General features: G+C 34.8%; 6 protein-coding genes and 1 tRNA gene. 2 read left to right on the forward strand and 5 right to left on the reverse strand.

From position 1 onward, the window contains the following. The first annotated feature begins 54 nt into the window (after nt 1-54). A tRNA-Tyr gene (locus ACI32A_RS03920) sits at nt 55-138 on the forward strand. A gap of 38 nt (nt 139-176) precedes the next feature. Here the strand turns inward: ACI32A_RS03920 and ACI32A_RS03925 are convergent. Then, nucleotides 177-1136 carry a pyruvate kinase gene (locus ACI32A_RS03925; RefSeq protein ID WP_439753722.1) on the reverse strand — a complete coding sequence of 320 codons (960 nt, stop codon included), beginning with the start codon at nt 1134-1136 and terminating at the stop codon, nt 177-179. A 28-nt stretch (nt 1137-1164) separates the two neighbouring features. After that, nucleotides 1165-1374, reverse strand: coding sequence for a hypothetical protein (locus ACI32A_RS03930; protein WP_439753723.1), 210 nt, complete (start codon nt 1372-1374; stop codon nt 1165-1167). A 108-nt stretch (nt 1375-1482) separates the two neighbouring features. Here ACI32A_RS03930 and asnA point away from each other — a divergent pair, with 108 nt between their 5' ends. Further along, nucleotides 1483-2490 carry an aspartate--ammonia ligase gene (gene asnA, locus ACI32A_RS03935; RefSeq protein WP_439753724.1) on the forward strand — a complete coding sequence of 336 codons (1008 nt, stop codon included), beginning with the start codon at nt 1483-1485 and terminating at the stop codon, nt 2488-2490. Nucleotides 2491-2513: 23 nt separating this feature from the next. Here the strand turns inward: asnA and ACI32A_RS03940 are convergent, their stop codons facing one another. Genes ACI32A_RS03940 through rpoB form a run of 3 tightly spaced genes read right to left on the reverse strand, consistent with a single transcriptional unit; the run spans nt 2514 to nt 11268 of the window. After that, entirely contained in the window at nt 2514-3275 is a 762-nt protein-coding gene (locus ACI32A_RS03940; protein ID WP_439753725.1) for a DeoR/GlpR family DNA-binding transcription regulator, read from the reverse strand. A 53-nt stretch (nt 3276-3328) separates the two neighbouring features. After that, nucleotides 3329-7168, reverse strand: coding sequence for a DNA-directed RNA polymerase subunit beta' (rpoC, locus tag ACI32A_RS03945; protein ID WP_439753726.1), 3840 nt, complete (start codon nt 7166-7168; stop codon nt 3329-3331). Next, nucleotides 7168-11268, reverse strand: a complete 4101-nt coding sequence (gene rpoB / locus ACI32A_RS03950) for a DNA-directed RNA polymerase subunit beta (RefSeq protein ID WP_439753727.1) — start codon at nt 11266-11268, stop codon at nt 7168-7170. Before rpoB ends, rpoC begins: the two co-directional genes overlap by 1 nt. Between the last annotated feature and the right edge of the window lie 106 nt (nt 11269-11374).

Consider the following 11374-nt stretch of genomic DNA (forward strand, 5'->3'; position numbering starts at 1 on the left):
AACTTCAGCCTTCCAAGCTGACTACGTGAGTTCGATTCTCATCACCTGCTCCATGGAGAGGTAGCGAAGTGGCTAAACGCGGCTGACTGTAACTCAGTTCCTTTTGGTTCGGCAGTTCGAATCTGCCCCTCTCCACCATATAAACAAATTACCGATATTCATTTGAATATCGGTTTTTATTTTCGATCTTCTAAAGCTTTTTTAGCAACTTGAACAAAAACATCCATAGCTTGTACAGGATATTTACCTATCGCTGTTTCACCTGTCAACATAATGCTTCTAGCTCCATGATAAATGGCATGATAAATATCACTGACTTCTGCTCGTGTAGGCATAGGATTTTCAATCATCGAATTTAACATTTCTGTGACCACCATATATGAAACATTTTTTTCTTTACATGTTTTTTCAATTTGTTTTTGAACAGAAGGCAAATTAACAATTCCAACAGAATTTGCTAAATCCCCTCTAGCAATAACAATCTGATCACAATAAGGAAGTAGTTCTTCTAACATTTGAATCCCTTCTTTATTTTCAATTTTGGCATATATTTTTAAATCTGAATCATACTTTTTTAATATATTTTGAATATATATTAAATCTTCTTTATTTCGAACAAAAGGCTGCATTAAACCAGTAACCCCATATTGCTTAGCCATTGAAATATTTTCAATATCCATGGAAGTAAGTGCGGGCATATCTAAACTCACATTTTCGATTGCCAGGCTTTTATGAGATTTTAATATACCAGGTATAACAACTTTAGCATGTTTTTTGTCCATCATTTCTAATAAAATTTTTCCATCATCCAATAAAATGTGCTGACCTTTTTCTAAAACTTGTATTACACAATCTGGAAAAGCACACTCATACACATCAACAATTTCATTTAACTTTAAATCCTTATAAATCTCTTTTACTCTTAATTCAGGTCCTTGCATGTCCATTAATAAATTCGGTTTAAAATTTAAATTCTGACTTACTCGATGAAATGATTGTAACCATTTCGATGCTTGTTTTAAAGTCACATGACTTAAATTCAATCGCATTCCTGTCATTCCTTTTTCGAATAAAAAACGAATAGTTTCTTCATCACAACAACTTGGTCCCAATGTTCCATAAATTTCTAAATTCATTTTTTCCTCCCAAAAAAAAAAGAAGTCATTAATCTTGAATAACTTCTACTTTCACTTTATGATCTGCATCTACATCAAAAGTAATTTTCGCAAAATCATCTATATTTTCTGTAATGACATTTCGGACAGTCTCAAATACTTCATCTTCTTGTTTCTCATCTTTACAAGTATATTCAATTGAAGTAACAACATGTTTTTTTACGGAAATGTCTTTCAAATCTTTTACAATATTTTTCATATTCATACCTCAAATTCAATTTTATCATATGTCTTCTTAAAGTCAAACAACACTTTTTGACAATCGTTTACAATATGATAAAATAATACAGATAAAAGGAGAAGACATATGTCATTAATTATACCTGAAAATTACAATCCTGTGCTTTCCATTCGTGAAACACAAGAAGCCATCAAATATATTCGTGATACATTCCAGCATGAGTTCGGAAAAGAATTAAATTTATCGCGTATATCTGCTCCATTATTTTTAGAAAAAAGTTCTGGATTAAATGATGATTTAAATGGAATCGAAAAGCCTGTTTCTTTCACAATGAAAGAAATGCCTGGTCAGCAACTTGAAATTGTTCATTCTCTTGCGAAATGGAAACGATGGGCACTAGGTCATTATCGTTTTTCTATGCATGAGGGTTTGTATACCAATATGAATGCGATTCGAAAAGATGAAGAAGTAGATAATTTGCATTCTGTTTATGTAGATCAATGGGACTGGGAAAAAGTAATTTCAAAAGAAGAAAGAACAGAAAATATTTTAAAACAGCATGTTCGTCAAATTTTTAAAGTCATCAAACATATGGAACACGAAGTCTGGTATAAATATCCTCAGGCTGTGAATCATTTACCAGACGATATTTATTTTATTTCTTCACAAGAATTACTAGATTTATATCCAAATTTGTCAAACAAAGAAAGAGAAAATGAAATCACAAAAAAATATGGTTGCGTATTTTTAATGAAAATTGGAGATCGTTTATCCAATGGACTGAAACACGATGGAAGAGCCCCTGATTATGATGACTGGCAATTAAATGGAGATATTTTATTTTGGTATGAACCTTTACAATGCGCGCTTGAAATCTCCAGTATGGGAATCCGTGTTGATGAAAATAGTTTAGTTGATCAATTAAAAAAAGAAAACTGTTTAGAACGTCTAGATCTTCCATATCATCGCGATATCATCAATAAAGCGCTTCCTTATACGATTGGAGGCGGAATTGGACAATCTCGTTTATGTATGTTGTTGCTGAAAAAAGCACACATTGGCGAAGTCCAATCCAGTATTTGGCCAGAAGATATGATTCGTGAATGTCGTAAACACAATATTCAAATTTTATAATATAAAAGCTCCAAACGGAGCTTTTATTCATTTTCCTGAATCACAATCATGTTATCAAGTATTTCTTTGTCTTTTATTTCATCACAGATAATCGCATCAAAATCATCGGTATTGATAAAACTACAAAATCCTTTTACATCTAATTTTGATGAATCAACAAGTAAATATGATTTTAAAGCCAGTTTCATTGCCATTCGTTTTACATCCATGGTCTCCATTTCCACTGTATAAACAAGCTTTCTTTCTAAGTCCAAGCCTGCACAACTCACAAAGGCATAATCAAAATTAAATTGTTCTAAATTATGCAATGTAATAGGTCCTACGGACATATTGTATGCAGGAATATATTTTCCTCCAATCACAAAGATTTCTGCATTCGAATTTTCAATATATTCATCTAAAATCAAATTCGAATGCGTTACAATTTTAATGTGTTTATCTTTAATATATTTAACCATTGGAACAATACTCGTTCCTCCATCCAAAAAAACACAATCTCCATCTTTTACTAATTCACTAGCTTTTTTAGCAACTTTATCTTTTTGAGATAGATGACCTCTTTCACTCATCCTCTTTTCTTGTTGATTAGTTAAAACATTTCCTGTTTTTATGCTTTTTGCGCCACCATGAACACGAATGATCAAACCATTTTTTTCTAGTTCTTCACAATCTCTTCGAATTGTAGTTTCTGTCACATTTAATTGTGTTGCTAATTCTTTAGTCGAAATGAATTTTCGTTTATTTACAATTTGAACAATGATAGAAAATCTTTCACTTGCTAACATAACTCTCCTTATAATCCAAAAAATCCTTCTGGGATCAGCCAGAAGGATTTATTTTATTCTGCATCTGAAATTAATACATCTTCGCTTAATTCTGCTGTCGAAGTATCCAATGCATTTGTAATTTTATCAAATTCATCTTCTTTTTTCTCTTGTTGCATACGAGCAATACGTTTTTCACGTAATTCTTTTGCTTTTGCAGCAACTAAAAGATTTTGAGGACGATTTCCCTGATATCCTGTACCAGCTGGGATCAATTTTCCAATGATAACATTTTCCTTCATTCCACATAAAGGATCGACTTTTCCTTTAATTGTTGCATCTGTAAGAACTTTTGTTGTTTCCTGGAATGAAGCAGCCGATAAGAATGAATCTGTTTCAACAGAAGCTTTTGAAATCCCCAATAAAACAGGTTTAAAAGTGGCTGGAGTTTTCCCTGATAATAAGGCATCACGATTAATTTTCGTAATATTTGTCAATGACAATTGCACACCAACATTCAAGTCTGTGTCTCCACTATCCACAACAATGACTTTTTTCATCATTTGTTTGATCATTACTTCAAGGTGTTTGTCACTGATTTCAATACCTTGTGACTGGTAAACTTTCTTAACTTCTTTTAAAATGTAATCCTGAACTTCACGTACCCCTGCAACTCGTAACAATTCTTTTGGATCCAATGGTCCTTCTGTTAAAGCAGTTCCTGCTTCAATGGTAGCTCCCACTTGAACCCAAGGACGAATTGTCTGGTTTGCATTAATTTTATGTGAAACACTTTCTGTTTCATTTCGAATGATAATTTCTTGTCGCATTGTTCCATCAATACGTTCAATGGAAGTGATTTCTCCACCGATTTGAGCAATGGCGGCAACTCCTTTTGGACAACGAGCTTCAAACAATTCTTCAACACGTGGTAACCCTTGTGTGATATCTCCACCACCGGCAACTCCACCTGTATGGAATGTACGCATTGTTAACTGTGTACCTGGTTCCCCAATGGATTGAGCTGCCATAATACCAACAGCTTCTCCAACTTCCACATCTTTTCCAGTAGCCATATTGCGTCCATAACACTTACGACAAATTCCAGTTTTTGATTTACAAGTGAATACAGAACGAATCTGCATTCCTTCTACACCTGCATCTACAATTTGTTTGGCAATTTCGTCTGTAATAAATTCATCAGAACCAATAATCAATTCACCTGTTTGAGGATCCATGACATCTTCTTTTGAATAACGTCCAACGATACGATCTTGTAACGATTCAATTTCTGTATTTGTTTTACGATCCATTAATCGTTCTACATAATATCCTTTATCTGTTCCACAATCATCTTCCTGAATAATAACACCTTGTGCAACATCCACTAAACGACGAGTTAAATAACCGGATTCCGCTGTTTTTAATGCCGTATCCGTTAAACCTTTACGAACACCATGTGTTGAAATAAAGAACTCAGATACGTTCAATCCTTCACGGAAACAAGAATAAATAGGAACCTCGATTACAGATGGAACATATTCTCCATTTGCAGCTTTTCCTTGACGAGGTTTTGCCATTAATCCACGCATACCAGCTAATTGCGTAAAGTTGGATGCATTACCACGAGCTCCGGAAGTAGCCATCATGTTGATTGGATTTTTACGAGGTAAATTAGCCATCAATACGTCTACGATTTCATCTTTGACATCCGCCCATAATTTATTCAAATGACGTTCCCATTCTTCCATCGTTAACATACCTTTTCTTTGAAGAAACTTTAACTGTTCCGCTTTTTCTTTACCTTCATCAACATATTTTTCTTTATTTGGAGCCACTTCAATGTCACTTAAAGCAACTGTGATTCCAGCAACCGTTGAATACTTAAACCCTAAAGACTTAATCTGGTCAAGTACTTCGGCAGTCTCATCAACTTCATATCTCTTAAATACTTCCGCAATTACTTTTCCTAAATCTTTTTTCTTAACTTCACCAACAATTGGCATAGACTGAATATAGGCTTTTACATCTTGCCCAGGTTTCACAAAATATTTATCTGGTGTTTCCACAAAATTTTCTTTTGATACTTCATTGATATATGGAAAATCCTCTGGGAACATTCCATTAAAAATTATTTTACCAACTGTTGTGATTAAATAATCATTTTCGTGTTTAGGATTGAAAGAAGTTTTGTCTTTCAAGAATCCACGAACAGGCAAAGCAATACGGGAATGCAAATGTACCTGGTTTGTTTTATAGGCCAACATAATTTCATTAACATTCGCATAAACATGTCCTTCATTTTGTGCAAAAGTAGCCCATTTTTTTGCTTCTTTTGGACAACCAGCTTCTTCATAACGTTTTGATTCTTCCATTAATTCTTCAGCTGTTTCTTCCATTGTCAAATAATAGTTTCCCATAACCATGTCTTGTCCAGGCGTAACAATTGGTTTACCATCTTTTGGCCCCAGGATATTATGAGAACCCAGCATCATAACTAAAGCTTCAGCTCTTGCTTCTTCACTTAATGGAACGTGAATGGCCATCTGGTCTCCATCAAAGTCCGCATTAAAGGCTGTACAAACCAATGGATGCAAACGCATTGCGCGTCCTTCCACTAATTTTGGAAGGAAAGCTTGAATTCCAAGTCTATGTAAAGTAGGAGCACGGTTCATCAATACTGGATATCCATCAATGACTTTTTCAACAACATCCCAAATTCTTGGATCATGTTTTTCAATTAATTTCTCAGCATGTTTTGGATTTTGTGCATTTCCTACTTTTTGATTTACAATTTCATTAATAATAAATGGTTTAAACAAATTCAAAGCCATTTCACGTGGAATACCACATTGATACATTTTCAAATCCGGTCCAACCGCAATAACGGAACGACCAGAGAAGTCAACACGTTTTCCCAATAAGTTTTGACGGAAACGTCCTTGTTTTCCTTTTAAGGAATGAGACAATGACTTCAAAGCACGTCCACCAGCCCCAGTAATTGGTTTAGAACGACGTCCATTATCAATCAAAGCATCAACAGCTTCCTGAAGCATACGTTTTTCGTTTTGAACAATGATATTTGGTGTACCCAATTCCAATAATTTCTTTAAACGATTATTACGTGTGATAACACGACGATATAAATCATTTAAATCACTTGTCGCAAATCGTCCTCCATCTAATTGAAGCATAGGACGTAAATCAGGTGGAATAACCGGAATATTTGTCAGTACCATCCATTCCGGCTTGTTGTTGGAATGTCTAAACGCATTGATCGTATCTAAGCGCTTAATTAATTTTTTACGTTTTTCACCTTGCGCATTATCTAATTGTTCTTGAACAAAAGCATATTCTTCTTCCAAGTCAACATCTTGCAATAACTTTAATACCGCTTCAGCACCTGTTTGTGCTTTAAATCCATCTGAACCATATAATAAAAGATTTTCACGATATTCACGTTCCGATAAAATTTGTTTATAAGATAAATCACTTTCTTTTGGATCTGTCACAATATAACTAACAAAGTAAACAACTTCTTCCAATTGCTTTGGCGTTACATCCAATAATAAGGCCATGCGAGAAGGAATTCCACGCAAATACCAGATATGAGCAACGGGAGCCGCTAATTCAATATGTCCCATACGTTCACGACGAACACTTGATTTTGTGATTTCTACACCACAACGATCACAGACAACCCCTTTAAAGCTTACTTTTTTATATTTTCCACAAGCACATTCCCAGTCCTTTGTAGGTCCGAAAATTCTTTCACAGAATAAGCCATCTTTTTCCGCTTTTTGCGAACGATAATTGATTGTTTCTGGTTTTGTCACTTCTCCATGTGACCACTCTAATATCTTCTCAGGAGACGCTAATTGAACTTGAATTGAAGCAAATTTATTAACACTCATTATTCTTGGTCCTCCTGTTCATCTGTGATAGAAAGATCATTTTGATCTTCGATATCATTTACTAATTCTTCTTTATGTTCCACAACCTTGGCCTGGTCATCATCATCTAATGTGATATCCACTTCATTTTCGTTTTCATCTAATAAACGAACATCAATTGCCAAGCCTTGTAATTCATGCATCAATACTCTAAATGATTCAGGAATACCAGGTTCTGGAATGTCTTTTCCTTTGATAATGGCTTCATATGTCTTAATACGACCTTGAATATCATCGGACTTGATTGTCAAAATTTCTTGTAACGTATGGCTGGCACCATATGCTTCCAATGCCCAAACTTCCATTTCTCCAAAACGCTGTCCACCATTTTGTGCTTTACCACCTAATGGCTGTTGTGTTACTAGTGAATAAGGACCTGTAGCACGAGCATGTAATTTATCATCAACCATGTGCGCTAATTTGATCATATACATAACACCAACACTGATTCTTTCATCAAATGGCTGACCTGTTTGACCATCATATAAAACTTGTTTTCCATCTTCGGTCATGTTTGCTTCATGCATAACATCGGCCAAATCATCATTTGACAATCCATCAAATACTGGCGTTGCGAATTTAACGCCTAAATGTTTAGCCGCATATCCCAAATGAATTTCAAGAATTTGTCCAATATTCATACGAGAAGGCACACCAAATGGATTTAACAAAATATCAACTGGCGTTCCATCGGCCATAAATGGCATATCTTCGATTGGTAAAATCTTAGAAATAACCCCTTTATTTCCGTGACGACCTGACATCTTATCTCCTTCAGAGATTTTACGTTTTTGCACAATATATACTTTAACACGCATATTTACACCAGGAGGAAGATCTGAACCATCTCCACGTTTAAATACACGAATTGAATGAACAATACCGGCTCCTCCATGAGGAACTTTCAATGAATTATCACGTACTTCACGTGATTTTTCACCAAAAATAGCTAACAGCAATTTTTCTTCTGGAGATACTTCACTTTGACCTTTTGGTGTTACTTTACCAACTAGAATATCTCCTTCTTTTACTTCAGCTCCCACCATGATAATTCCATTGGCATCCAATTTACGAACCGCATTTTCACCAACATTTGGAATATCACGCGTAATTTCTTCTGGACCTAACTTTGTATCACGACAGTCAATGTCATATTCTTCAATGTGAATGGAAGTATATACATCATCACTAACCATTCTTTCTGACATAATAATGGCATCTTCGTAGTTATATCCATACCAAGTCATATACGCAATCGTTACGTTTTGTCCTAATGCTAATTCTCCATTTTGCATACTAGGACCATCTGCTAAAATATCTCCTTTTTCAACTTCTTCTCCCACTTTAACAATTGGTTTCTGGTTGATACAAGTAGAAGCATTGGAACGAGAAAATTTACGCAATTGATATGTATGTTTTTCTCCTTCATTGTCTTTGATGACAATGCGAAGAGAATCCACATAATCAACAATTCCATCTTGTTTTGCAACAATACCAACGCCAGAGTCTTTGGCAATTTTATATTCAATTCCTGTCCCTACATAAGGAGAATGTGGATTCAATAAAGGAACTGCCTGACGTTGCATATTAGCACCCATTAAGGCACGAGAAGCATCGTCATTTTCCAGGAAAGGAACACAGGCAGTCGCTACAGATACAATTTGCTTAGGCGAAACGTCAGCTAGCTCAACGCTTTCTCTAGGTGCATTGATTGTGTCTCCATTTTTACGAGCAACAACTGTTTCTTTTTCCAGGCGGCCGTTTTTTACTTCATTGGCTTGAGCAATGATGTAATCCGCTTCTTCATCAGCACTTAAATAAATAGCTTCTTCACTTACAGTTCCATCTGGATTCACAACACGATAAGGTGTTTGAATAAATCCATATTCATTGATTTTGGCATATGTTGTTAAGTTTGAAATCAAACCAATGTTTGGTCCTTCTGGTGTTTCAATTGGACAAATACGACCATAGTGAGAAGAATGAACATCACGCACTTCAAATCCTGCACGATCACGAGTTAATCCACCTGGTCCCAATGCAGAAATACGACGTTTATTTGTTAATTCTGCCAATGGATTTTGCTGGTCCATAAATTGAGACAATTGACTGCTTGAGAAAAATTCTTTGATAGCAGCAGTTAAAGGACGAATATTTGTTAATTTTTTAGGTGTCAATCCATCTAATTCCTGAATGGACATACGTTCTTTTACAACACGTTCCATACGAGACAAACCAATACGGAACTGATTTTGAATCAATTCTCCAACAGAACGAATACGACGATTTCCTAACATATCGATATCATCTGTTGAACCAATTCCTTCCATAACATTTAAACTATAAGAGAAGAACGCATACATATCGGAAATTGTAATGGTATGTTTATTTGTGAATGGATCGTTTCCAGCAATCTTAATTGTTTGATTATCTTTATCAATTACATACAATTCCTGAACACACGAACCAATTAACCATGCAGTAATTTCTTCATTTAATACACGTTTTTCAATGCTGAATTCACTAGCAGTATCTAATTTATCAGCAGAAACCCCAATTTCAAATGGATTTACATAGAATTCCATAGATTCATCTACTAAATCCTGTCCTTCATTATTTGTTAAACGACCCAAAGTAAATAAGCGTTGTCCATAATTTAAAACTGGTTTTACATTTTCAGGCGTTAATACAACTGGAGTGGCAATCAATCCAGCATAAATCGCAACTTCTTCTTTATATTGTTTTAACATTTCTACATCTTGTGGAGTTAAAACCGTTCCCATTTCTAAATAATAAGAACCACAGTCAACATCTTGTGCCAAGACACGACCAATTAATCCAACATTATAAGAAACAGGGATACTGACAACATCTGCTTCATGGAATTCAGCACGGAATGGGTACGCAACACAATAACGTCCTTTTGCTAATTCTTCACGAAGTATATTTCTTTGATCACGATGGATCATTGTCCCTTTTTCCATAAAAACATTTCCATCTACATCTAAGATGTCATGTGCTAAAGAACTTCCTTCCATACGTGAAATCGCATTTAATTTTTTACGTAATTTATAGCGACCTGCTTTTGTCAAGTCATAACGACGATGATCAAAGAATTTTGCCTGCATTAAAGAAATGGAACCATCTAATGTAGGAATTTCATCACTTCTTTGATTTTCATAAAAAGACAATAAAGCCTCTTGTGTTGTTTTTACTTTATCATTGATCAATGAATTCTCAATGTCTTCATACTTTCCAAAGAAAGCCGTATACAACAACAAATATAAATTCATGTATTCACGGTCTTCAGGATCTGTGGCAACATCATCCCATTTACGTCCAATGGCATGTAAGAACGTTTCCATTGCGCTCGTATCATGAGTATCTTCATTGATTTCTAAATTCAATGACATTCCAATGGCTTTGAATAAAATAGAGAACAAAACTTTACGACGACGATCAATCGATACATTGATGATACGACCATTTGTTGTCTTTTTTTGTTCTGTCATGAATTCTAACCAAGTTCCACGAGACGGAATCAATTCACATGAATAATTTTGTCTACCCGTTTTTTCATCGTAGTTATCAGAAAAATAGGCGCCTGGTGAACGGACAATCTGGCTGACAATGACACGTTCTGCCCCATTAATGATAAACGTTCCTGTTTCTGTCATTAAAGGGAAATCCCCTAAAAATACTTCTTCTGTTTTTGTAACCACTTCACCTGTTTCAGGATTTGTGACCTCTAATTCCATATCTGCATATAAAGGTGCCGCATAGTTACACTCTCTATACATAGATTCTTCTGCATTGTATTTCGGTTTTTCAAAGTGATACTGAATAAAATTCAATTTGATGTTTTTTCCATAGTTTTCGATCGGATAAATCTCTTCGAAAACTTCTTTAATCCCCTGTTTTGTGAACCACTTGAACGAATTTGTCTGAATTTCAACTAAATTTGGAAGTTCAAGATTTCCACTTACTTTCGAATAATTTCTACGTGAAGCTTTCTTACCACACGCAACAACTCGATACGATTTACTATCCATGCCTGCCATCCTTTCCGTTAAATTTAAAATTGGGCATAGTAATCCCATAGACTATTATGCAATTTATTATATTACTCAACATTTATAAAATAGTCAAGAGAAGAATAAAAAAAAA

It is taken from the genome of Floccifex sp., assembly GCF_051873555.1.
Lineage (GTDB): Bacteria > Bacillota_I > Bacilli_A > Erysipelotrichales > Erysipelotrichaceae > Floccifex.

Coding starts and splice junctions, on each gene's coding strand:
- ACI32A_RS03925 (WP_439753722.1), bottom strand. CDS start 1,136: ATGAATTTAGAAATTTATGGAACATTGGGACCAAGTTGTTGTGATGAA.
- ACI32A_RS03930 (WP_439753723.1), bottom strand. CDS start 1,374: ATGAAAAATATTGTAAAAGATTTGAAAGACATTTCCGTAAAAAAACAT.
- asnA (WP_439753724.1), top strand. CDS start 1,483: ATGTCATTAATTATACCTGAAAATTACAATCCTGTGCTTTCCATTCGT.
- ACI32A_RS03940 (WP_439753725.1), bottom strand. CDS start 3,275: ATGTTAGCAAGTGAAAGATTTTCTATCATTGTTCAAATTGTAAATAAA.
- rpoC (WP_439753726.1), bottom strand. CDS start 7,168: ATGAGTGTTAATAAATTTGCTTCAATTCAAGTTCAATTAGCGTCTCCT.
- rpoB (WP_439753727.1), bottom strand. CDS start 11,268: ATGGCAGGCATGGATAGTAAATCGTATCGAGTTGTTGCGTGTGGTAAG.